The sequence below is a fragment of the Cupriavidus sp. YAF13 genome (genome assembly GCF_052113425.1).
Classification (GTDB): domain Bacteria; phylum Pseudomonadota; class Gammaproteobacteria; order Burkholderiales; family Burkholderiaceae; genus Cupriavidus.
In genome coordinates this window covers 76,510-98,294 of record NZ_JBFRDD010000012.1, presented here as the reverse complement: position 1 = coordinate 98,294, position 21,785 = coordinate 76,510, and the positions used below count along the sequence as shown (strand labels likewise).

The 21,785-nt window shown below is 66.1% G+C and carries 20 protein-coding genes and 1 pseudogene; 11 read left to right on the top strand and 10 right to left on the bottom strand.

Annotation, left to right across the window (positions count from 1 at the left end; all coding sequences use genetic code 11):
* The first annotated feature begins 46 nt into the window (after nt 1-46).
* Nucleotides 47-1,003 (top strand): LysR family transcriptional regulator, encoded by a 957-nt coding sequence (locus tag AB4061_RS12670; RefSeq protein ID WP_441634178.1) that lies wholly within the window; start codon nt 47-49, stop codon nt 1,001-1,003.
* A gap of 17 nt (nt 1,004-1,020) precedes the next feature.
* On the opposite strand, the pseudogene AB4061_RS12665 reads toward AB4061_RS12670, so the two are convergent.
* Nucleotides 1,021-1,347, bottom strand: a pseudogene (locus AB4061_RS12665) (DUF3363 domain-containing protein); the annotation flags it as partial.
* A gap of 146 nt (nt 1,348-1,493) precedes the next feature.
* Nucleotides 1,494-4,877 (bottom strand): ATP-binding protein, encoded by a 3,384-nt coding sequence (locus AB4061_RS12660; protein WP_441634177.1) that lies wholly within the window; start codon nt 4,875-4,877, stop codon nt 1,494-1,496.
* Between the two features lie 547 nt (nt 4,878-5,424).
* Between AB4061_RS12660 and AB4061_RS12655 the strand changes: the two genes are divergently transcribed.
* From AB4061_RS12655 to AB4061_RS12640, 4 genes are all read left to right on the top strand, one after another.
* Nucleotides 5,425-6,156 (top strand): glutathione peroxidase, encoded by a 732-nt coding sequence (locus AB4061_RS12655; RefSeq protein WP_150985009.1) that lies wholly within the window; start codon nt 5,425-5,427, stop codon nt 6,154-6,156.
* A gap of 149 nt (nt 6,157-6,305) precedes the next feature.
* Nucleotides 6,306-7,733 carry a dihydrolipoyl dehydrogenase gene (locus AB4061_RS12650; RefSeq protein WP_441634174.1) on the top strand — a complete coding sequence of 476 codons (1,428 nt, stop codon included), beginning with the start codon at nt 6,306-6,308 and terminating at the stop codon, nt 7,731-7,733.
* A 157-nt stretch (nt 7,734-7,890) separates the two neighbouring features.
* Nucleotides 7,891-8,760 (top strand): mechanosensitive ion channel family protein, encoded by an 870-nt coding sequence (locus AB4061_RS12645; RefSeq protein ID WP_441634172.1) that lies wholly within the window; start codon nt 7,891-7,893, stop codon nt 8,758-8,760.
* A gap of 519 nt (nt 8,761-9,279) precedes the next feature.
* Nucleotides 9,280-9,576 carry a YciI family protein gene (locus AB4061_RS12640; protein ID WP_441634273.1) on the top strand — a complete coding sequence of 99 codons (297 nt, stop codon included), beginning with the start codon at nt 9,280-9,282 and terminating at the stop codon, nt 9,574-9,576.
* Between the two features lie 53 nt (nt 9,577-9,629).
* Here the strand turns inward: AB4061_RS12640 and AB4061_RS12635 are convergent, their stop codons facing one another.
* From AB4061_RS12635 to arsN2, 5 genes are all read right to left on the bottom strand, one after another.
* Nucleotides 9,630-10,163, bottom strand: a complete 534-nt coding sequence (locus tag AB4061_RS12635; RefSeq protein ID WP_441634170.1) for a hypothetical protein — start codon at nt 10,161-10,163, stop codon at nt 9,630-9,632.
* 161 nt (nt 10,164-10,324) lie between these two features.
* Nucleotides 10,325-11,122, bottom strand: coding sequence for a fumarylacetoacetate hydrolase family protein (locus AB4061_RS12630; protein ID WP_441634168.1), 798 nt, complete (start codon nt 11,120-11,122; stop codon nt 10,325-10,327).
* An 86-nt stretch (nt 11,123-11,208) separates the two neighbouring features.
* Nucleotides 11,209-11,652, bottom strand: coding sequence for a BLUF domain-containing protein (locus tag AB4061_RS12625; protein WP_441634166.1), 444 nt, complete (start codon nt 11,650-11,652; stop codon nt 11,209-11,211).
* A 40-nt stretch (nt 11,653-11,692) separates the two neighbouring features.
* Nucleotides 11,693-12,418: a GTP cyclohydrolase I gene (gene folE, locus AB4061_RS12620; RefSeq protein WP_441634164.1), complete on the bottom strand. Its 726-nt coding sequence runs from the start codon at nt 12,416-12,418 to the stop codon at nt 11,693-11,695.
* A gap of 232 nt (nt 12,419-12,650) precedes the next feature.
* Nucleotides 12,651-13,079 carry an arsenic resistance N-acetyltransferase ArsN2 gene (gene arsN2 / locus AB4061_RS12615; protein WP_441634162.1) on the bottom strand — a complete coding sequence of 143 codons (429 nt, stop codon included), beginning with the start codon at nt 13,077-13,079 and terminating at the stop codon, nt 12,651-12,653.
* A gap of 132 nt (nt 13,080-13,211) precedes the next feature.
* Here arsN2 and AB4061_RS12610 point away from each other — a divergent pair, with 132 nt between their 5' ends.
* Nucleotides 13,212-13,376 (top strand): hypothetical protein, encoded by a 165-nt coding sequence (locus tag AB4061_RS12610; protein WP_441634160.1) that lies wholly within the window; start codon nt 13,212-13,214, stop codon nt 13,374-13,376.
* A 203-nt stretch (nt 13,377-13,579) separates the two neighbouring features.
* Entirely contained in the window at nt 13,580-13,792 is a 213-nt protein-coding gene (locus tag AB4061_RS12605) for a nicotinamide mononucleotide transporter (RefSeq protein ID WP_441634158.1), read from the top strand.
* Nucleotides 13,793-13,859: 67 nt separating this feature from the next.
* Here AB4061_RS12605 and AB4061_RS12600 read toward each other — a convergent pair whose 3' ends face one another.
* Nucleotides 13,860-14,657 (bottom strand): IclR family transcriptional regulator, encoded by a 798-nt coding sequence (locus tag AB4061_RS12600; protein ID WP_441634156.1) that lies wholly within the window; start codon nt 14,655-14,657, stop codon nt 13,860-13,862.
* A gap of 185 nt (nt 14,658-14,842) precedes the next feature.
* On the opposite strand from AB4061_RS12600, the gene AB4061_RS12595 reads away from it, so the two are divergent.
* The 4 genes from AB4061_RS12595 to AB4061_RS12580 are packed head-to-tail and all read left to right on the top strand — an operon-like array spanning nt 14,843 to nt 18,362.
* Nucleotides 14,843-15,616 carry an ABC transporter substrate-binding protein gene (locus AB4061_RS12595; protein WP_441634154.1) on the top strand — a complete coding sequence of 258 codons (774 nt, stop codon included), beginning with the start codon at nt 14,843-14,845 and terminating at the stop codon, nt 15,614-15,616.
* Nucleotides 15,617-15,622: 6 nt separating this feature from the next.
* Complete coding sequence (ehuD, locus tag AB4061_RS12590; protein WP_441634152.1) at nt 15,623-16,291, top strand: ectoine/hydroxyectoine ABC transporter permease subunit EhuD; 669 nt, start codon at nt 15,623-15,625, stop codon at nt 16,289-16,291.
* A complete protein-coding gene (locus AB4061_RS12585) occupies nt 16,288-17,046 on the top strand; it encodes an amino acid ABC transporter ATP-binding protein (protein WP_441634150.1) in 759 nt (252 codons plus the stop codon). Before ehuD ends, AB4061_RS12585 begins: the two co-directional genes overlap by 4 nt.
* Nucleotides 17,043-18,362 carry an NAD(P)/FAD-dependent oxidoreductase gene (locus tag AB4061_RS12580; RefSeq protein WP_441634149.1) on the top strand — a complete coding sequence of 440 codons (1,320 nt, stop codon included), beginning with the start codon at nt 17,043-17,045 and terminating at the stop codon, nt 18,360-18,362. Before AB4061_RS12585 ends, AB4061_RS12580 begins: the two co-directional genes overlap by 4 nt.
* 12 nt (nt 18,363-18,374) lie before the next feature.
* Here the strand turns inward: AB4061_RS12580 and AB4061_RS12575 are convergent, their stop codons facing one another.
* Together AB4061_RS12575 and AB4061_RS12570 are read right to left on the bottom strand one after the other, a co-directional pair.
* Nucleotides 18,375-19,634, bottom strand: coding sequence for an arsenic transporter (locus AB4061_RS12575; RefSeq protein WP_441634147.1), 1,260 nt, complete (start codon nt 19,632-19,634; stop codon nt 18,375-18,377).
* Between the two features lie 28 nt (nt 19,635-19,662).
* Nucleotides 19,663-21,777 carry a penicillin-binding protein 1A gene (locus tag AB4061_RS12570; protein WP_441634145.1) on the bottom strand — a complete coding sequence of 705 codons (2,115 nt, stop codon included), beginning with the start codon at nt 21,775-21,777 and terminating at the stop codon, nt 19,663-19,665.
* Nucleotides 21,778-21,785: the final 8 nt, after the last annotated feature.

The window sequence follows — 21,785 nt, the reverse complement described above, 5'->3', positions numbered from 1 at the left end:
TGATAATTGGGGCAGATTTTGAATCAAATTCAAATCTAAATGAAAGATGGCGACCGATCGACTAGGTGATATGCGTTTGTTCGTAGAGGCGGCGGCACTTGGCAGCCTGTCTGCCGCGGGCCGCAAGCTGGGCTTTTCGCCAGCCGCTGCGAGTGCTCGGCTGACCAAACTGGAAGCTGCGCTTCGCACGAAGTTGCTCGATCGCAGTACAAGGCAATTGCGTTTGACCGAAGAGGGCCGGCTATATCATCGACATTGCTGCATCGCCCTGAGAGCCATTGAGGACGCCGAAGACGCGCTCCATGTGAGCCAGAATGCGGTGCGCGGAAAAGTTCGTATTTCGGCATCAGCCGATTTTGGTCGTCATCAGCTTAATCAATGGCTGGAAGACTTCATCCGTGCGCAGCCAGAATTGAAAGTCGCCCTGACGTTGACCGACTCGCCCTCGGATCTGCTGCACGATGACGTAGACTTCGCGGTTCGTTTTGGAAAGCCGGATAACGATTCGCTCATTGCACGTCGGCTCGCGCCAAACTGGCGGGTGTTATGCGCGTCTCCTGAATACCTGGCTAAACACGGTACGCCACGTACTCCGGCAGACTTGGTTACACATCAGTTCGTCATCCTAGTCACGGCTGCCGGCCCACTGAACGAATTTCATTTTGCGTCAGCGGGAAGGCACTGGACTCACACGGTAGCGATGGAAAATGCGTGGGAAACCAATGACGGTGCGTTGGCCCGTGCATGGGCACTGGCAGGATATGGCATTGCCCGCAAGACGATCTGGGATGCGGCTGAGGATATTCGTGCTGGCACACTCAAGGCCCTGTTACCAGATTTGATCGAAAGCGAGCCAGGAATCTATGCTGTATTCCACCAGAATCGGTACATGACTCCCCGCGTGCGGGCGTTACTGGATTTTCTGATAGACCGATTTCAGCACGCATCCGACGATATTCTGGCCGATCTCCCTTCACCATTGACATCCGCAAAGACAGGTTGATGCAAGCGGGCACGCACTCAAATTTTCGGACCACGTTGCCGCCCAATCTCCCATGACACACCTCCGCCGCGCGCCGTTGCGGCGAGTTGCTGGTCTAGCCGCAGCTCGATTACCGGTTTCCACGGCAACAGCGAGAACCCCATGCCGTCATCGAGCATCGCGTAGCGCCCGCTGGCGAGCATGAGGTTGTGCCGGTAGATGCCGGACACGCGCTGCCCGTCGGCCGCTGGCCGATGCTCCAGGCCGGTTTCGGCGGCAATGTCCTTCGCGGCCTGCGCCAGATCGCGCCCGCGCAGCGTCGCCAACAGGTTGCGTGCGAAAACAAGGCGCTGCCCGTGATGCTCGACTACTGGCTGCACTTGATCGGCAAGGGAAATCGAGTGGGGTAAGTGGCGCTACCACCACTGGCACGCTCGGCGCTCGACCTGTACCTGGTGCAACTGGGATTGCCGGTGACGCCGGCCCGATCCCAACCGCTGCCTCCCGGCAGCTAGCCCGGTTGAGCGTTGCCCTCGGCTGTGTGAGTGCCGCTGCACAGATGCCCGCGCAACGCGCGTTCCAGCGTGGACAGTCCCACCGGCTTGACCATCACTTCGCTCATTCCCGCGGCCAGCGCACGCAGGTGATCCTCGCGCTGCGCGCTCGCGGTGCAGCCGATGATGGGGATGCGGCCCAGCGCATCCTTGCGCGCGCGTACCGCACGGGCCAGGCTGAAGCCATCCATCACCGGCATCATGCAGTCGCAGATGATCAGGTCCGCAGGGCGCCGCTGCAGGTCCTGCAAGGCAACGGCGCCGTTCTCCGCCGTCTCCACGGTAATGCCAAGCCGCTCCAGCTGGCGTTCCATCAACAACCGGTTGGGCGCGTGGTCGTCCACGACGAGCACGCGGGTGCCTGGCGCAAACAGCGCGACGCCCGCGTTGCCGGCCGGCGGCGCGTCTGCCTGGGGCTGCGAAGCCGAAACCTCCAGGCTGAGGCGCACCAGCACCTGCGTGCCGCGTCCCGGCTCGCTCTCCAGGGTGATCTCGCCCCCCATCTTGCGTACCAGGTTTTGTGCGATGGACAGGCCGAGGCCGGTGCCGCGGGTGTTCGCGCGCTCCGTTGACTCCACCTGGGAAAAGGGCCGGAACAGCTTGCCGATCGCCTCCGCGGGAATGCCGATGCCAGTGTCCTTGATGCTGAGGCACAGCGCTTGCGAGGCCCCCGGCGCGGCACAGCCGTCGAGCCGGATATCCACGCTGCCGCGCTCGGTGAAGCGGATGGCATTGGAGAGAAAGTTGCTGATGACCTGCTTCATGCGAAGGATATCCACGCGGTGCGCCGGCGCCACGTCATCGCTCACGCAGACGTTCAAGGCCACGCCCTTCTGGGAGGCGACGGGACCGAACATCTGCGTGACTTCATGCAGGCCCTGGCGCAGGCTGGCGGCACGGGGTTGCAGCGTGAACTGGCCGGCCTCCATCTTGGAGAGGTCCAGGATATCGTCCAGCAGCGACAGCAGCGATGTGGCCGCGCCATGCGCCGTATCGAGTTGCTCGCGATCCTCGTGCTGGGCGTGCCGGCGCGTCAGCACCAGTTCCAGCATCCCGAGGATGGCGTTCATCGGCGTGCGTATCTCGTGGCTGATCGAAGCCAGGAATGTCGACTTGGCGCGGTTGGCAGCCTCGGCGCGGTTCTTGGCGGCAGCCAGTTCGGCCAGCATCTGCTGGCGTTCCGTCACATCGATCCAGCCCCCCACGATGCCCGCCGTGCCGCCATTGGCGCGGCGCAGCGGCACCACCCAGCTGATCACGCTGCGCGGCGCGTTGCCGATGGTCAGTTGGCGATCGGCGCTGAACGGCAGGCCGGTGCGCAGCACGCGTTGATAAACGGCCATCAAGTCTTGGTGGCTGATATCGGGATTGAAGGCGGGGTGCACGAAGGCCGGCCCGGTCCCGGCCAGCGCCCGCCGCGTCGTGCCCAGCGCCGCTTCGTAGGCGGTATTGCAGGTGATCATGCGGAACTGGTTGTCGCGCAGGTAGATGGGCTGGGGAATGCCGTCGAGCACTGCCGTCTGGAACGCGACCTGGTCCTGCAAGGCACGCTCGGCCGCGGTGCGCTGGGTCACCTGCCGGCGCAGCGAGGCCACCCAGGCCAGAAACAGCAGGCTAACCAGCAGCAGTGCGGCCGCGCCAGCCATCAGCCATGGCATGAACTGGCGCCAGGTGAAGCCCGGCGGCCTGGGTTCCGTCCAGTGCGCGCGCATGGCGCCGAGCTCGTCGCGCGAGATGCTGAGGATGGCCTTGTTGATGATGCCCAGCAATTCCGGGTGCTGGTTGCTGACACCCACGCCGACTTCCAGCGGCACGCCGCCCGCGGCCGCAGCGACCTTGAGCTGGCCGGCATAGGCTTGCTTGAGCATGTGGTCGGCCATGAAGACGCTGGAGATGGTGGCATCCGCGCGTCCCGTGGCGACCAGGCGGAACGCCTCATCGTACGAGTTGGTCTCGCGCTGGCTCACCGCGTAGCTGGCCCGCACGAGATCGTAGAACCCGTTGAGCGGCGGCCCCGCGATGACCTTGTTGGCAAGGTCGGGCAGGCTCTTGATGCTGTCGTCGCGGGCGCGCGTGACAACGACCCAGTTGCCGGAAAAATAGGGCGCGCTGACCGAGAGCGGGGCGTTGCCGGTGGCGGCATGGTTCAGCGGCAGGATGGGCACCACGTCCAGCGTGCCGTTCTTTAGCGCGGCAGTCACGTCCGCGGCGCTGGCCGGCCAGAAGGGGACGAAACGCAGCCCGGTGCGCTGCGCGATCAGTTGCAGCACTTGCTCGGTGAGTCCGCCCAGGTGTTGCCTGGCATCGACGAACTGGAAGGGAACCAGGTCGCGCGCCGCCAGGTAGCGCACTTCCGGATGCCGGGCTGTCCATGCGCGCTCTGCCGTGGAGAGATTGAGCTTGTCGGTGATATCGAATTCGAGCGAGCTGGGCGTCCAGAAGGTGTCGATCTCGCGCTTGAGCGCCGCGGGCATCTGCGCCAGCACCTGGTCGATGATCCGGCCCAGCGCGGGGTCGCTCACTGCGAACGTGATGCCCTCGTGCGCCAGCGGCGCGAAGTTGCGCGCCGTCAGTTCGCCGTAGTGGTATTGCTCGACGAGGTAGCCGGCCGCGGTGGCGTTGGTGACCATGACGAAGTCCGCGTCCCGGGAGAGTTGGTCGAGCGCGCCGAGCAGGTTCTCGAACGGCAGCAACCGCGCGCCAGGGTAGGCCCGCTGCAGCAAGGCCGGCGAGACTTCGCCCGCCAGGTAGCCGATGGCGCGGCTGTCCTGGTTGCGCGCACCGTCTCGCCGGGACACGACCTCGATCAGGCGATGGTCGTGGTACGGCGCGGTTCGCACGCCGGTGCCCGGGCTGTCCAGCGACGTGGTGATCAGGTCGATGGCGCCGCCGGCCAGATGGCTGCGTGCCAGCTCGTGCGAGGGGTAGCGCTGGATCTGCACCGGCACGCCAAGCCTGGCCACGACCGCGGCAAGGTAGTCGGCGGAAATCCCGCGGTAGTCCCCACTCAGGTCGACCAGGTCGAACGGCGGCAGGTAGTTGCCAACCACGCCCACCCGCAAGGCCTTGTGCGCGCGGCGCCATGCATGCAACGCCGTATCGTCGCCCCGGGGCGGCGCGGCACGGTCGATGGCATCGCGTGTGCCAGCGGGGGCCACGCGCACCTGCGCGTTCAGGCGCAACGTGCGCAGGGGCTCGGCAGGCAGGGCAGCCAGCGCCGGCGCGCCCTGGCAAAGCGCCAGCAGCAGCACAAACAACTGTCGGCGCCACCAGTTGGCCGGCACGCACCGGCTCGCGGTGGGCGAGCCGTCCGCCGGATGCGGGGAACTGCAGATGCACATAAGGGATTCTCGTGGAGGGCGGCGCGCTGCGGCGTGCCGGATCTGCGCACGCTTGGGGTTGCAGCCTTCAGGCGACGCCGAGCGCCAGCTTGGAAGTGCGTGCCTTAGAGGCCATTTCAAAAAGATTCTGGCGTCGTTGCGCGGCCTTGGCCGATCCACTTGTACTGTCTGCGGCCGCGCGCCTAGCCAGAACCGCTTCGCTTCATTTTGAAACAGCCTCTTAGCCCAAATGTACGGGCCGCGCTTGCGCACAGATTTGAGAAATGTCTGAAAAGGCGTGCAGAACTTTCCGAGGCTAGCGGGCTGGAAATGTGATGCGAACAGGTCACATCCAGTGACGCCGCCTCATTGAAGTGGCGTTTAAGTATCAAAAATCCTGTTTCGGAGGCTTCTTATATCGCGATAGGGCCGGTCTAACTACTCTCCATAGTAAAAACCAATCATTGTCTTTGTAACGATGAATTGTACAAATCACATTGGCGCGGCCAGAATCGGGTCTTCGCTGCAACACGCGGCCATCTACCCCCAGTCATCCAGGAGCTAAACCATGCTGCAATCCCGTGAAGGTCAACGCGTTCCCAATGTCACGTTCCGTGTTCGCGAGAACAACGAATGGAAGACCGTGACCACGGCCGACTTGTTCGAAGGCAAGACCATCGCGCTGTTCTCGCTGCCGGGCGCATTCACCCCGACCTGTTCGTCCACCCACCTGCCGCGCTACAACGAGCTGGCGCCGGTGTTCGCCAAGCACGGCGTTGACGCGATCCTGTGCGTCTCGGTCAACGACACGTTCGTGATGAACGAGTGGGCGAAGGACCAGGAGTCGGAGAACATCGTGATGATTCCCGATGGCAACGGCGAATTCACCGAAGGCATGGGCATGCTGGTCGACAAGGCTGACCTGGGCTTCGGCAAGCGCAGCTGGCGCTATTCGATGCTGGTCAAGGACGGCGTGGTCGACAAGATGTTCATCGAGCCGGAAGAGCCGGGCGACCCGTTCAAGGTGTCGGACGCTGACACCATGCTCAACTACATCGCCCCCAACGCCAAGAAGCCCGACCAGGTCGTGGTGTTCTCCAAGGTGGGTTGCTCGTTCTGCGCCAAGGCCAAGCAGATGCTGTCGGACCACGGCTTCGAATACATCGACGTGCCGCTGGAACACAAGATCCGCGGCAAGGTGCTGGGCGCCTTGTCGGGCGATATGACCGCGCCGCAGATTTTCATCAACGGCAAGCTGATCGGCGGCGCCGACGCGCTTGAGACCTACCTGGTTCGCTAAACCTTAGCCAGCCACGCAACACGCTTGAACGCCGCAGGGCGCGGCGCCGGCAAAGCCGGAGGCCGTGCCCCAGTCGGCGGACCCGATGGCAGCGCCACCCGGTGCCATCCGGTCCGTTGATTGACACAGCCTTTACCAGGAACGCCGACATGACCACCCCGCAGAACGTGCAAAACATGAAGACCGTGCAAACCATCCAGACCGATGTCGCCGTGATCGGCGCCGGCACGGCGGGCCTGGCCGCGTACCGCGCGGCCCGCGCCGCCGGCAAGCGCGCCGTCATCATCGAAGGCGGCCCCTATGGCACCACCTGCGCCCGCGTGGGCTGCATGCCCTCCAAGCTGCTGATCGCCGCGGCCGAGGCGGCGCATGAGCTGCGCCACACGGCCCCTTTCGGCGTGCATGTGGATGGCGAGATCCGCATCGACGGGCGCGAGGTCATGGCGCGCGTCAAGCGCGAGCGCGACCGGTTTGTCGGCTTCGTGGTGCGCGGCGTGGACGGCATTCCCGCCGAGGACAAGGTGAGCGGCTATGCCCGCTTCATCGACAACACCGTGCTGCAGGTTGGCGAGCACACCACCGTGCGCGCCAGCCGCGTGGTGATCGCCACCGGCTCCAGCCCCGTGATTCCGCCGCCGTTCAAAGTGTTCGGCGATCGCCTGGTGGTCAACGACGACGTCTTCGCCTGGGACGACCTGCCGCGCCGCGCCGCCGTGTTCGGTCCTGGCGTGATCGGGCTGGAACTGGGCCAGGCACTGTCCCGCCTGGGCGTGCAGGTGCGCGTGTTCGGCTTGCGCGGCGGCGTGGGCCCGCTGACCGATCCGGCCATCAAGGCCAATGCCGTGGCTAGCTACCGCGAGGAGTTCTACCTCGACCCGGATGCCAAGCTTGGCGAGATGGGCCGCGATGGCGACGAGGCAGTGATCCGCTTTACCGATCTCTCGGGCAACACCGTGACGGAGCGCTTTGACTACGTGCTCGCCGCCACCGGCCGCCAGCCCAATGTGCGCGGCCTCGGGCTTGAGCACACCGGCCTGGCATTGGATTGGCGCGGCGTGCCGGTATTCGACCCGGTCACCCTGCAATGCGGCGCGGCGCCGATCTTCATCGCCGGCGACGCCAACGATGTCCTGCCGTTGCTGCACGAAGCTGCCGACGAAGGCAAGGCTGCCGGCGAGAACGCCGCGGCCTATCCCAAGGTGCGCCCGTTGTCGCGCCGCGCCCCGATCGGCGTGGTCTTCACCGACCCGCAGATCGCCATGGTGGGCCAGCGCCATGCCGACCTCGAGCCGGACAGTTTTGTCACCGGCGAGGTGAGCTTCGAGGACCAGGGCCGCAGCCGCGTCATGCTCAAGAACCGTGGGCTGATGCACGTCTACGCCGACAAGGATAGCGGGCGCTTTCTCGGTGCGGAATGGACCGGCCCGCGCGCCGAGAATATCGCGCACTTGCTGGCCTGGGCTTACCAGCAAGCGCTCACCATCGAGCAGATGCTGGCCATGCCGTACTACCACCCGGTGGTGGAAGAGGGCCTGCGCACCGCGCTGCGCGATGCGGCCGCGAAGCTGGCCGGCTGAGCTCGCCAGCGCCCCACGCTGAGCTGGCTGTCCATGCGGCAGCCAGCGGGTTGGTTCCGACAGAATTCTTTGCAATCCCGTCCTGTACCTGCGCTGTGCGCACGGCGATACTGCCGCTCGATACAAGCAACGCCGGGAAAGGGCACAGGGAGAAGCGATGGAACTGACTACGCTGCAGAAATACCAGGACCTGGCCGTGGCCTACGCCAGCGACTTTGGCGTGAAGGTCCTGGCGGCGATGGCCTTCTGGGTGATCGGCCGCTGGCTGATTCACATGGTGGTGAGGATGGTCCAGGCCTCGCTCGGGCGGCAGAAGGTGGACCCCACGCTGCTGCGCTACGTGGGCTCGATCATCACGGTCACGCTGAACGTGGTGCTGGTGATCGGCATCCTCGGCTACTTCGGCATCCAGACCACCAGCTTCGCGGCGCTGATCGCCGCCGCGGGCGTGGCCGTCGGCATGGCATGGTCCGGCCTGATGGCCAATTTCGCCGCCGGTGCCTTCCTGATCGTGCTGCGCCCCTTCAAGGTGGGCGACTTCGTCACCGCGGCCGGGGTCACCGGCACCGTGCGCGAGATCGGCTTGTTTGCCACTACGCTCGATACGCCGGACAACGTGCTGACCGTGGTCGGCAACAACAAGATCTTTGCCGAGACCATTCAGAACTTCACGGCCAACCCGTCGCGCCGCGTCGAGCTGAAGGCGCAACTGGCCGGCAGCACTGACCATGCCACCGCCATCGCCTTGCTCAAGCAGCATGTGGCGGCGATCGCCAACGTGCTGGCCACGCCGGCCGTCGATGTGGAAATCCTGGAATTCACCCTCGTCGGGCCGGTGTTGGCGGTGCGCCCGCACTGCCACAACGATCACTACTGGCAGGTCTACTTCGATACCAACCGCGTGATCCGCGAATGCTTCGGCGAAGCCGGCTTTGCCGCGCCGATGCCGGCGCAGCTGGTGGTGATGCAGGCCGCGGCCAGCCACGCTGGCGAGCCGCCGCGCGCGCTGTTGGCAGCCTCAGCTTAGCCTGCACTCACTTCGGCACGGCGCCCTGCCGGACACCTGCGGCTTCTGGTGTCCGGCGGGGCGCCGTCGTCGTTTTCGCTTGCCCTGGATGGGCGCTTGCGGCGCGCTATCACCCCGTTGACGACGCTGTGATTCCGTTGTAGCCAGTGCGGATGACGGACTCGCCTGCCCGGCCGGATTGCAGTTGCCCGTTTTGTGGGCAGTCCGATGGGGTCCGCGTGCTAGAGCCATTTGCGGAGCTTGTTGACAGTGTTATCCACATAAAGTGTGGATAACACTGTCGGGCAGCAACAGGGGAGATCTGATGCCCGGTGGTTTTGTCAAGCCCCGGGCCCAGGTTTTTACTGGCTGCGGTGGGCGCAACGGCGTCTGGTGCGGACGTCCTGCCGGCTTGTGCTGCCAGCGCGGAATCGGCGAAACTCGTCGCCGGGAGTGACGCGCATGGCACTGGCTGCCGCCATGCCCATCCCGCGATACCCCATGCCCCATTCCAACCCGCCATCACCCGAGGACAACACCATGCCATTCCTGATCGAAACCTGGGACAAGCCACAGCACCAGCAAGTGCGGCAAGCGGCCCGAGCGGGGCACCTGGCGTTCCTGGACGCCCAGAAGGCCCTGCTGCTGGCCTGCGGGGCCAAGCTCAACGATGACGGCAGCGATGCCGGCGGCGGCTTCTACATCGTCGACCTCGACACCCGCGACGCGGCGCGGCAATTCATCGATGCCGACCCATTCACACAGGCCGGCCTGTTTGCCGAGGTGCGCATCACGCGCTGGCGCAAGGCCTATCTGGGTGGCGAGTGCTACCTGTAGCCAGCGGGCGTGATGTCTTGATGCCTTGATGCCTTGACGGGCGGGGTGCGCGCTCAGCCGCCCCGTGCCATGTCGGGTGCCTGTGGCTCATGCCGTTCCAGGTTGGCGTAGGCATCCGCCGCGATCACGCCGAACATGATGTGGGCGAACAGGCTTTCCCACCCGCGCGCCTCGTCGAACCAGTTGAAGTACCGGCCCATCACGTAGAAGTTCACCAGGTAGACCAGCACCCCGAACACCGCGCCCGCCAGCGTGGCCATGCCGATGCTGGAATCAAAGCGGAACGACGCGATGAGCATGGCCAGGATCGTCGCCAGCACGATCGACAGGCCAAAGTGCACAATGCCCGCGGCCAGCACGATGGTCCAGCTGAACGCGTCGGCGGAGGCCAGCGCCTGCCGGCCGAGCATGAGGGCCGCCACCATCTTTACCGTGCCCCACGCCCCCTGGTACAGCACAAAGCGTGCCGTCAGCAGCTCCAGTATGACGTACAGCGTGCCCGCGATCAGCCCCGCAATCGCAGCGGCGCGCCAGTCCGGCGCGCGGCGGGCGAAACGGTGCGGCTGCATATGCAAATGGAGTTCCATGAACGGCTCCTTCTCACCAGCGGCCTGAAAGCCAGGCCCTTCTGATAGTTTTAGCCTATCCGCTGGAAATGCCAAGTCCGCGAGTGCGCGCGAAGCGCCTCGGCCGGCAGCCGGCGTGACGAGAAAGAAGCGCGAGGGATTGGGCCGCAAGGACCCCGGTTTCAGCTCGCGGCTTGCGGCGCGAGCTTTACCATCAGTTCGCCACCGCCATAGGTAGCCTGGATCGTATGCGCGCCGGCCGGCACATCGAACGGGCGCGTCAGCGTGCCGGTGGTCACCACGGTGCCCTTGCGCAAGGTGACGCCGCGCTCGGCGGCATGCGCCAGCAGCGATTGCAGGGCTTCCAGCGGGTAGACCGCATCGTCGCCGGCAAGCGGTTGCGCGCACGCCACGCCGTCAAGCGCCACGCTGGCGCTGGCGCGCACGTCTTCCATGCTGTCGGCGTCGATCCTCGCGCCCAGCACCAGCGCATGGAAACCCACGTTATCGCCGGCAAAAGCCGGCATGCCCACCGCAACGCGGTCTTCATAGCGCGACAGCACCACCTCGACGGCAACCTGCGCGCTTTCAATCAGCTCGGCCAGCGCTGCCGGCGCGAGTTCGGCCTGCAGCGGCGCGACGTCGCGCGCCAGCCGCACGGCAATCTCGAATTCGATGGTCACCACCGCACCCGTGGGGACCGGCACGGTGTCGCCCGAGGCATAACAGCGCGATGCCCCCACCTGGCCCACCAGCGGGCGCGCCAGTTTTGCGCGCCGCATGGCGTTGGCACTGCCGACACCCAGCTTCCAGCCCAACACCGGATCGCCGAGCGCTGCGATGAAACGATCCTGCACGTCATAGCCGCTGCCGAGCGTCGCCGGCTTGGCGTCGGCGGGCAGGTCAGCGAATTGCACGCCGCGCCGGCAGGCATCGGCCAGCAGCATCGCCGCGGGGCCGGGGTTGAAGGGTGCGCTCACGAGTTCTCCTGGGTGATCGGTGATGGATGATGGGTTGTTGAATAGCGTGGATAGCGGGGGCTGGCCGGGCCGCGCAATGAAAGCGTTCAGAGGCGATGCCGCTCCGAGCTGCGCCCCACGATCGACGCCCCCGCGATCAGTTCCTTGAGCAGCGCTTGCGAGGCGTGGCCGCTGGTGCGGTAGGGATCGAGCTCACCGTGGGCGGAATACTTCAGGATGGTGGCCATATTGACCTTGCCGGTATTGACCAGGCCCATTGCCCAGCCGGCGAACTCGCGCTCGAGGATTTCCTCGTAGTGCAGCAGCACCACGTCCTCGTGGCGCACGTCCCGGCCGATTTGCTGGTACAGGCGTGAGACTTCCGTGCGGCCGCCTTCGAGCGCCTGCATGAAGATGCCGTTGCCGTAGCAAAGCACGCCGGTGATGCCGTGCTTCGGGTTATTCGCCACACTGGTAGCGACGATGGCGTCTACCAGCGCGGGATCGGCCGGCTGGCATGCGCGGCTGGCGTAGAGCAGGCGTACGAGCATGTTGTCTCCACTGGGTTGCGAGGCGGTGAATGGCGCTGGCTTAGTCGCGTGTCCGGTTCAGCAGGGTCAGGAACTCGCGGCGCAGGCTGTCGTCCTTGAGGAACGAGCCGCGCATCACGCTGTTGGTCATCTTTGCATCGGTGTCGCGCACGCCGCGCCAGTGCATGCAGAAATGCTCGGCTTCCATGACGATGGCCAGCCCGTCCGGGCTCATCTTCTCCTGCAGCAGGTCAGCCACCTGGGTCACGGCTTCCTCCTGGATCTGCGGGCGGCACATGATCCATTCGGCCAGGCGCGCGTACTTGGACAAGCCGATCAGGTTGGAATGCTGGTTGGGCATCACCCCCACCCACAGCTTGCCGATGATCGGGCACAGATGATGCGAGCAGGCGCTGCGCACGCGCAGCGGGCCCACGATCATCAACTCGTTGATGCGCTCCGCGTTGGGGAATTCGGTCACATTGGGTTGCTTGACGTAGCGGCCCGCGAAGATCTCCTTCAGGTACATCTTGGCCACGCGGCGCGCGGTCTCGCGGGTGTTGTGATCCTGGTCGATATCGATCACCAGGCTGCGCAGCACCTCTTCCATGCGCGACTGCACTTCATCGAGCAACTCGTCCAGTTCGCCGGGCTCGACATACGCCGAGATATTGTCGTTGGCGTGGAAGCGCTCGCGCGCCGCCTGCAAACGCGACCGTATGCGGGTCGACACACTACCCAAGGCCTCGTCGAGGCCGGGGTCGGGTGCTTGGTGGTCGGATTCCATATCGTGCGGTTCGTGGCTGTCGTTGAAGGATCGTTGAAGGGCTGGCGAGCAGGCGGGCATGGCGTGCCGATCCACCTCTGGCCGCCTGTGGTCTGCGCTTTGCGCTTACTTTACAACAATATCCTGCGTCGGCACCGGCGTGCCATGGGGCATGGCACGCAACAGCGCGGGGGATGGGAAGAGGGGGCCGCGGCTGGGCCGCATCGCGGGCGCAGGCCCCTGGCAGGGATGACTACAGCGCGGCTTGCATCAAGGTGGCCGATGCCGGGCAGGCTTCGCGGGACAGCGCGGTATTGAGCAGTTCCGGGGGCATGCAGGCGCGCTCCACGCGCTCAAAGCCCAGCCGGGCAAAATAGTCGACGGCGGTGGTGGTTTGCAGCACCACGGACTGCACGCCGCGTGTGCGGGCCTCGGCCAGCATCGCAGCCACCAGCAATTCGCCCAGGCCCGCCGAGCGTGCGCGCTCGGCCACGGCGACCGAGCGCAGCACGGCCACTTGCCCATAGTTCTCCACGCCGGCGCAACCGAGCAGGCCAGCGTTGTCGCGTACCACCAGGAAATTGCCGATCTGCTCGGCTACGCCGTCAACCGGCAAGCCGCAAGCCTGGAGCAGATCCTGTACTTCCTTACTGTCTTTTTCGTTTGCATAGTGCGGGCGCATGTTGCCCTCCTGCCCTTCGGGCTGTTATTGGTATCTTAAGTTCAGACTGGCTTTACGGTGCCTAGGGATAGTTCTTAAGTAGATTCGCGTACTGGACAGCAGGCATCGTCGATTCCGTCCTGAAAAGCCACGGTGCACAGCGATGGCAAGGGCCTGGGCACGGCGGTGCAGGCACGCTTGCGGCGGCTGGAGATCGCGCAAGGGTTCACGCCCGACGTGGCGCTGATCGATATCGGCCTGCCAGGCATCGACGGCTTCCAGCTGGCGCAACACCTGCGCGAGCTGCCTGCCCTGTAGGACATTGCTTCACCCGAATCAGAATCCCACCTACGGCAGTGTCGTGCCAGCCGCTCCATACTGGAGAAACGCCAACACCACTTGCCGTCGAATGCTTGCCTTCTTGCTGCTCACTCTCGCCGGCCTCGGGGTCATCGTGATCGTCATCTGCCTGACCAAGTAAGCCAACCGCACCATCGGCGCCAACTATCCCGGCAAACCCCTTGCTCCGCTCGTCGCGCTGGGGCTGGATCGCCTACCTGTGCTCCAACATCGTGTGGAGCGTATTTGCCCTGGTGACAGGCACCTACGGCCTGTTCGTGCAGCAGCTGGGCTTTACCGCGACCAGCATCTACGGCCTGTACCGCCACACGCAATTTCACCGGCAGCAAGAGAGCGGGCAAGGTGTCGGACAGCCCACGCCGGATCCGGCCTGAGGCACTAACCTCGGCAACCCCGTTGGCAACCCTACCAGCGGCATCGTCCGCGCGGCAATAGCCGAGCCTAGCCCATCGCCCGTGCCGACGAACTGCTCACCGCCCGTGCGCACTGCAACAGCGGCGGCCCGAGCTTGCGCTCCGCTTCCTCGCGGGTCCAGCGGCCGGTGGGCGCCACCAGGTGGATCGCGCCAAGCGGCCGTCCATTGCCCCCGATCACCGGCGCGGCGAGGGTCATGTCGCCAAGGAACAGCTCCTCGCTATTGACTGCGTACCCGCGCTGCCGGGTCTCACGCAGCTTTCCCATGATGTCCTCCACCGCAGTGCAGGTGTGGACCGTATGCGCGGTCCGTGCCGAGCGCTCGATCATGGCGCGCGCTTCGTCTTCCGGCAGCGCGCTCAGGTAGGCGCGCCCCGAGCCGGTGCAGTACATCGGGATACGGCTGCCGATCGGCATATGCACCGGCACGAAGTGGGCGCTGACAAAGCGCGCGATATAGACCATGTCGAGCAGGTCCGGCTCCGTCAGGCACGACGTCTCGGTAGTGACCTTGGTCAGCTCGGACAGGAAAGGGTTGGCCACCTCGATCAGCGGGTTGGCGGCCAGGTAGTTGAAGCCGATTTCCATCACGCGGGGCGTCAGCTGGTAGCGCCGCGTCTGCGGATGCTTGCGCAGGTAGCCGAGCTGCTCCAGCGTAAAGACCATGCGCTGGGCCGAGCTCTTGTTGATGGTGGCCGCTTCGGCCACGTCCGCGATCGTCATGGTGCGACGCTGTGCGCTGAACGCGCGTAACACGGCAAGCCCTTTCTCCAAAGACTGGTTGAACAGGAGGCTGGCGGAATCGTTGGCTTCAGGTTGCGACATGTGTGTGCTGCAAAAGGCATTTGTTCAGGCCATAGAATCGCATATCGATTTTGATAAAGCAATTACTGGTTAACGACAATTAAATTTCGAGCATCTGTAATTGAAAATTGGCATGCTCATTGCATAAGTCGGTGGGTCGCCCCCCACCCGGGCGCCTTTTGTTCCCTTCCGCTAGGAGTGTCCGCATGTCTCGTTTCACCATGTCCCGCCGCGCCGCACTAATCCTGTGCGCCGCCAGCACCGTTTCGTTCGCTTCGTTCGCCTGGGCCCAGGGGGCGGCGCCGACCTATAACGTGGGCGCGACGGCCACCGGCGTGCCGTTCACCTTCCTGGACGTGAAGACCAACACCATCCAGGGCATGATGGTCGATACGGTCACGGCCGTCGGCAAGGCGGGGGGCTTCAACGTCAATGTGCAGCAGACCGTCTTCTCCGCGCTGATCCCGTCGCTTACCTCCAGCAAGATCGACATCATCTCGGCAGCCATGCTCAAGACGCCGGYGCGCCAGCAGGTGGTGGACTTCAGCGATCCGGTCTATGCATACGGCGAAGGCCTGATCGTCAAGGGCGACGACAACAAGCCCTATGCCTCGCTGGACGAACTCAAGGGCGAGGTCGTGGGGGCGCAGGTGGGCACGGTCTTTCTCGACATGCTCAACAAGAAGGGCATCTTCAAGGAGGTGCGCAGCTACGACTCGGTGGCGGACATGACGCGCGACCTGACGCTGGGCCGCATCAAGGCTGGCCTGGGCGACCAGCCCATCATCGCCTACCAGATTCGCCACAATGCCTTCCCGGGCGTGAAGCTGGCCGCCAGCTACAAGCCGGTCAATGTCGGCGAGGTTTGCCTGGTCGTGCGCAAGGGCGACACCGAGACGCTGGCCCGCATCAACAAGGCCATCGCCAAGATCAAGGCCGATGGCACGCTGGCCGGCATCATCCAGAAATGGAACATGTGAGTTCCCATGGATGCCAACTTCTTCCAACACGCGCGGGAGTTCCTGCCGATCCTGCTGCAGGGCGCGGTGGTCACCGTCGAGGTGACCGTCCTCGCCTTTGTGCTCAGCAGCTTGCTCGGGCTGGCGCTGGCGCTGATGAAGCTGTCGCCTGCGCGCACGCTGTCGTGGGGCGCGTCCGGCGTGATCAACGTGATCCGCGGGCTGCCCATCATCGTGCAGCTGTTCTACATCTACTTTGTGCTGCCGGATGCGGGTATTCACCTGACGGCCTTCCAGGMCGGCGTGATCGGCCTGGGCATCGCCTACTCGGCCTACCAGGCTGAGAATTTCCGCGCCGGCATCGAGGCCGTCGACCCGGGCCAGCGCGAGGCCGCGCAGGCCATGGGCATGCGCCCGGCGCTGGTGATGCGCCGGGTGATTCTGCCGCAGGCGTTCCGCATCTCGCTGCCGCCGTACGGCAACACGCTGGTGATGATGCTCAAGGACTCGTCGCTGGTGTCCACCATCACGGTGGCGGAGATGACGCGTGCGGGCCAGCTGATCGCCTCGTCCACATTCCAGAACATGACGGTGTACACGCTGGTGGCGCTGCTCTACCTGCTGATGAGCTTGCCGCTGGTGTTCGGGCTGCGCCGGCTTGAACGCCGCCTTGGCGCGGGGAGGAAAAAGCCATGATCCGGATCGACAACCTGCAGAAGTATTTCGACGACCACCACGTGCTGCGCGGCGTGAGCCTGCATGTCGACGCGGGCGAGGTGGTCTGCCTGATCGGCCCGTCCGGCKCCGGCAAGTCCACCGTCCTGCGTTGCATCAATGGGCTGGAGTCCTACGAGGGCGGCGAGATCCGTGCCTTTGGCGAGCGCGTGGACCGCAGCGGCAAGGACATCCACCGGCTGCGCAGCCGCATGGGGATGGTGTTCCAGCGCTTCAACCTGTTCCCGCACCGCAGCGTGCTGGAAAACGTGATGGAAGGCCCGGTGTACGTGAAGGGCGAGAGCCGGGACAAGGCGCGCGGCGAAGCCATGGAACTGCTGGAAAAGGTCGGCCTGGCCGCCAAGGCGCAGGCCTATCCGCCGCAGCTCTCCGGCGGGCAGCAGCAGCGCGTGGCGATTGCCCGCGCGCTGGCGATGCGGCCCGAAGCCATGCTGTTCGACGAGCCCACCTCGGCGCTCGACCCGGAACTGGTGGGCGACGTGCTGGAGGTCATGCGCAACCTGGCGCGCGAGGGCATGACGATGATCGTGGTGACGCACGAGATGGGGTTCGCGCGGGAAGTGGCGGACCGCGTTTGCTTCCTGCACAGCGGCACCATCGTTGAGGAAGGCGCCGCCGCGCAGGTGCTGGGCGCGCCCAGCCACGCCCGCACGCAGGACTTCCTGCGGCGCGTGCTGCATAAGCCGGTGGAAGCGGCGGGGGACCTGGCGCTATGACCTCCAGCCAGTTCACGGCAATCCGGCCGGCCCCGGCCACCGCGATGCCTTTGCCGTCCTCCCTGTGGGCGGCCACGGCCCCGCCCGCGCCGCCCACGCCCGCGCTGCGCGAATCGCTGAACACCGACGTGCTGGTCATCGGCGGTGGCTTCACCGGCCTGTCGACCGCACTGCACCTGGCCGAGGGCGGCGCGCGCGTGTGCGTGCTGGAAGCCAACGAGCCGGGCTGGGGCGCGTCCGGGCGCAACGGCGGCCAGGTCAACCCCACGCTCAAGCATGATCCCGACGAGCTGGTCCGCCTGTTCGGCGCCGCCCGGGCCGAGCCGTTGATCAATGCGGTGTCGCGCTCGGCCGACCTGGTGTTCGACCTGATCGCGCGTCACGGCATCGATTGCCAGCCCGTGCGCAGCGGCTGGCTGCAGCTTTCCTATTCACCAGGCGCCGTGCCCGCCATGCATGCGCGCGCCGAGCAATGGGCGCGCCGCGGGGCGCCGGTGGAGGTGCTGGACCGCGCCGCGGTAGCGCGGCGCGTGGGCACGCAGGCCTTCGCCGGCGGCTGGCTGGATGGACGCGCTGGCGCCATTCAGCCGCTGGCCTATACACGCGGGCTGGTCCGCGCCGCACAGCAGGCGGGCGCTACGGTGCATGGCGGCACGGCGGTGACGGCACTGGTGCGCCAGGGCTCGCACTGGGTGGCGACGACGGCCTTGGGCACCACGGTGACGGCCACGCAAGTCGTGATCGCCACCAACGGCTACACCGGCCCGCTGTGGCCCGGCCTGGCGCAAACAGTGCTGTCGGCCAACAGCTTCATCGTGGCCACGCAACCGCTCCGGGACGCCGAGGCGCACGGCATCCTCACGCAAGGCGAGACGGCATCCACCTCGCAGCGGCTGCTGCTGTATTTCCGCAAGGATGCGCAGGGGCGCCTGCTGATGGGTGGCCGCGGCTTCTTCGCCGATCCGCGCGGGCCGCAGGACTTTGCCCACCTGGAGCGCTCGCTGGCGCTGCTGTTCCCGCAACTTGGCCCGCTCTCCTACGAGTACCGCTGGGCAGGGCGTATCGCGATCACGCGCGATTTCATGCCCCATGTGCATGAGCCCGCGCCGGGCGTCGTCATGGCGCTGGGCTGCAATGGGCGGGGCATCGCGCTGTGCACCAGCCTGGGCCAGCATATCGCGGCACGGCTGGCGGGCAAGGGCGGGGATTTTCCGTATCCCATCACGCCCGTGACCGGGATTCCGCTGCACGGCCTGCAGCGCTTCTACATTGCCGCGGGGGTGGCCTGGTACAGCCTGCTGGACAAACTGGGCTGACGCCGGCAGCGCCTAAAGCAGCAGCGTGGCCAGGGCCGGCACCAACGCCAGCGGCATCACCAGCGCGCCGATGCGCAGGAACTGCAGCGCGCCGACGTGCTGGCCCTCGCGCCGCAGCGCGGTCAGCCATAGGAGGGTCGCCAGCGAGCCGGTGACCGACAGGTTGGGCCCGAGGTCGATGCCGATCAGCACCGCGTCGGTGACCTGCGTGGAGGCATGGCTGGCCGCCAGCGCCGAGGACGCGAACAGCCCGGCCGGCAGGTTGTTGACCACGTTGGACACCAGCGCCACCGTGCCGCCGGTTACCCAGACGCCGGCTGTGGGTGACTGTTGCGACAGCGCCTGCACGAAGTGGGCGAGCTTGCCGATCAGGCCGGTCTGCTCCAGGGCCGCGACCAGCACGAACAGGCCCGCCACCAGCGGCAGCACGCCCCAGGAAATCTCGCGCAACGCCGGCAGGCACAAGCCGGGCCGGCAGGTGCAGACCAGCAGCAGCGTCGCCACGCCGGCCAGGCAGGTCGGCCAGCCCAGGTCGGCGCCCAGCAGCGAGGCCGTCAGCAGCACCAGGCCCATGGCTACGATGCCGGCGGCGGTCAGCTTGGCCTCCAGTGACAGCGGCGGCACTGGCACGCCGGTCGCGATGCGCTCGCGCAGCGCGTCGCGCTGGGTCCAGTAGAGCACGGCGAAGGTGGCCACGATGGCCACCAGCGATGGCAGCGTGAAGCGCGCCAGCCAGCCCGTCAGCGAGGGCATGTGCTCGCCGAAGATGACCAGGTTGGCCGGGTTCGAGATCGGCAGCACAAAGCTGGCGGCGTTGGCGATGAACGCGCAACAGTACAGGTAGGGCAGCGGATGCTTGACCTTGGCGGCGCGGGTGGCAGCCAGCACTGCCGGCGTGAGCACCACGGCGGTGGCATCGTTGGACATGAACACCGTGACCAGGGTGCCGAAGCCATAGACCAGCAGGAACAGCCGCCGTGCCGATCCCCCGGCCTGGCGCACCGCCAAGGCAGCTACGTGGTCGAACAGCCCGGTCTTGCGCGCCAGTTCCGACACCAGCATCATGCCGCCGAGAAAGAGGTAGACGTCATTGCCGCGCGCCACGGCGGCCATGGCATCGGGCACGGCAAGCAGGCCGGTCACGCATAGCAGCAGCGCGCCGGCTACCGCCCAGAAGGCTTCCGGCAGCCGGAACGGCCGCGTGATGACGCCAAGGGTGGCGGTGGCTGCCACCGACCAGATCAAGGGGCTGCTGTACGGGGAGAATGGCATCGGAGCCTTGCGGGCGGCGGGTGGTGGTTCAGGTTGTGGGCTGCGATGCGCGGGGCGGCACGCCGGCCGGGGCAGGGCTCAGCGCTCTGACGGGCTCGGCGGCGCCGGTGGTGCCGGTGGTGCCGGCGGTGCTTGTTGCACTGGTCACGCCCGTCACACCCGTAGCGCCCGTAGCGTCGCTAGTGTCGGTCAGTGCCGTCCCGGCCCCCGGATCGGCGTCCGCCGGCGGGGATGGGAAGCCAAGCGCGGCAATGCCGTGGCTGCCGTCGGCGTACTCCGGGTAGACCCAGTCGTCGCCGTTGCGCACGAGGTTCTTGGGCGCCACGAATTCCGCCTCGGGCTGGCCCGCCAGGCGGCCTTCCATGTAACTGGCCCAGATCGGCAGGGCGGTGGTGGCGCCGAACTCGTGCCGGCCCAGGCTGCGGTTATCGTCGAACCCCATCCACGCCACCGTGACGATGCCAGACGCGTAGCCGGCAAACCAGCCATCGACCGAATCGTTGGTGGTGCCGGTCTTGCCGGCCACGTCCGCGCGCCGCAGGTAGCGTTCCAGGCCTGCGCCGGTGCCGCTGGTCACCACGCTGCGCAGCAGGCTGTTCATCACATAGGCATTGCGCTCGGGAATCACGCGGTGCGGCTGGGGTTCGCTGTCGGCGGTAAACAGCACGTTGCCCGCGCCGTCGCTGATGCGCTCGATCAGGTAGGGCTCGGTGCGGTAGCCTTCGCTGGCGAAGACGCCATAGGCGGCGGCCAGACGCAGCGGCGTGGTGGTGCCGGTGCCCAGGGCCATCGGCAGGTAGCGCGGCAGGCGCTGCTCGGAGAAGCCGAACTTGCCGGCATAGTCAACCGCATAGGGAATGCCGATAGCCTGCAAGGTCCGGATGGCAGGCAGGTTGCGCGACTGCGCCAGCGCCTGGCGCACGCTCACGGCGCCCAGGAAGCGGCCATCGTCGTTGCCCGGCTGCCAGCGCGACGAGGCATCCAGCGGCGCATCGTTGATCAGCGTGGTGGCCGACACGCCGCGCTCGAGCGCGGCGGAATAGATGAACGGCTTGAACGTCGAGCCCGGCTGGCGCAGCGCCTGCGTGGCATGGTTGAAGCGGCTGGTGGCAAAGTCCGCGCCGCCGATCATGGCTTCGATGGCGCCCGATTTGCTATCCAGCGAGACCAGCGCGGCCTGCGGCGCTGCCTGCTGGCCATGGCGCTTGCCATACTGGTCCAGGCCCGCGTGCACGGCCTCATAGGCCAGGCTTTGCCGCACCGACGATACCGTGGTGTAGACATTGAGGCCGCGGGTATAAGCGGCCTCGCCAAAGCGGTCGTAGGCAAGCTGGCGGGCCAGCTCCGCCACGTACTCGGCGTGCCCGTCAAAGCGGCCGTTATGCGAGCCGGCCACCTTCAGCGTTTCCGCGCGGGCCGCCTGGTACTGCTGGTGCGAGATCATGCCGAGCGTCTGCATGCGCCCCAGCACATATTGCTGGCGCAGCTTGGCGCGCGGGAAATTGACCACGGGATTCATGGTCGACGGCGCCTTGGGCAGGCCGGCCAGCATCGCGGTTTCCGCCAGCGACAGCGCATCCAGCGGCTTGCCGAAGTACGCTTGCGCCGCACTGCCAAAGCCATAGGCATGCTCGCCCAGGTAGACCTGGTTCATGTACAGCTCGAGGATGCGGTCTTTCGGCAGGGAGCGGTCGATCTTCCAGGCCAGCAGGATTTCATACCATTTGCGCGAGAGCGTTTTCTCGCGAGACAGGTAGAAGTTGCGCGCCACCTGCATGGTGATGGTGGAGGCGCCCTGGGCGTAGCCCTCGCCGATATTGGCGAGCGCGGCGCGGAAGATCCCGGGGACATCCACGCCGGCGTGCTGGTAGAACTGATCATCTTCCGCCGCCAGCAGCGCGTTGGACATCTGCTTGGGCATGCGCTCCAGCGGGACGAATTCGCGGTGCTCGTTGCCGAACTCGCCAATCAGCACGTTGTCGCTGGTATAGATCCGCAGGGGCAGGTCGGGGCGGTAGTCCCGCAGCGCATCGACGGCGGGGAGTTGACGAAGGCTCACCACGGCGGCGAACCCAACTAGCAGGGTGGAGGCTGCAGCCAGCGCCAGAGTGACGCTTGCCGCCTTTACAACGACTCTTTTCATGCGCGCAT

Bases quoted from the DNA above. Each gene is read 5' to 3' on its own strand.
- arsN2 (WP_441634162.1), bottom strand. From the start codon at position 13,079: ATGCGCCCGCACTATGCAAACGAAAAAGACAGTAAGGAAGTACAGGAT.
- AB4061_RS12580 (WP_441634149.1), top strand. From the start codon at position 17,043: ATGACCTCCAGCCAGTTCACGGCAATCCGGCCGGCCCCGGCCACCGCG.
- AB4061_RS12635 (WP_441634170.1), bottom strand. From the start codon at position 10,163: ATGGAACTCCATTTGCATATGCAGCCGCACCGTTTCGCCCGCCGCGCG.
- AB4061_RS12575 (WP_441634147.1), bottom strand. From the start codon at position 19,634: ATGCCATTCTCCCCGTACAGCAGCCCCTTGATCTGGTCGGTGGCAGCC.
- AB4061_RS12670 (WP_441634178.1), top strand. From the start codon at position 47: ATGGCGACCGATCGACTAGGTGATATGCGTTTGTTCGTAGAGGCGGCG.
- AB4061_RS12660 (WP_441634177.1), bottom strand. From the start codon at position 4,877: ATGTGCATCTGCAGTTCCCCGCATCCGGCGGACGGCTCGCCCACCGCG.
- AB4061_RS12645 (WP_441634172.1), top strand. From the start codon at position 7,891: ATGGAACTGACTACGCTGCAGAAATACCAGGACCTGGCCGTGGCCTAC.
- AB4061_RS12570 (WP_441634145.1), bottom strand. From the start codon at position 21,777: ATGAAAAGAGTCGTTGTAAAGGCGGCAAGCGTCACTCTGGCGCTGGCT.
- AB4061_RS12625 (WP_441634166.1), bottom strand. From the start codon at position 11,652: ATGCTCGTACGCCTGCTCTACGCCAGCCGCGCATGCCAGCCGGCCGAT.
- AB4061_RS12655 (WP_150985009.1), top strand. From the start codon at position 5,425: ATGCTGCAATCCCGTGAAGGTCAACGCGTTCCCAATGTCACGTTCCGT.
- AB4061_RS12600 (WP_441634156.1), bottom strand. From the start codon at position 14,657: ATGTCGCAACCTGAAGCCAACGATTCCGCCAGCCTCCTGTTCAACCAG.
- AB4061_RS12650 (WP_441634174.1), top strand. From the start codon at position 6,306: ATGACCACCCCGCAGAACGTGCAAAACATGAAGACCGTGCAAACCATC.
- AB4061_RS12640 (WP_441634273.1), top strand. From the start codon at position 9,280: ATGCCATTCCTGATCGAAACCTGGGACAAGCCACAGCACCAGCAAGTG.
- folE (WP_441634164.1), bottom strand. From the start codon at position 12,418: ATGGAATCCGACCACCAAGCACCCGACCCCGGCCTCGACGAGGCCTTG.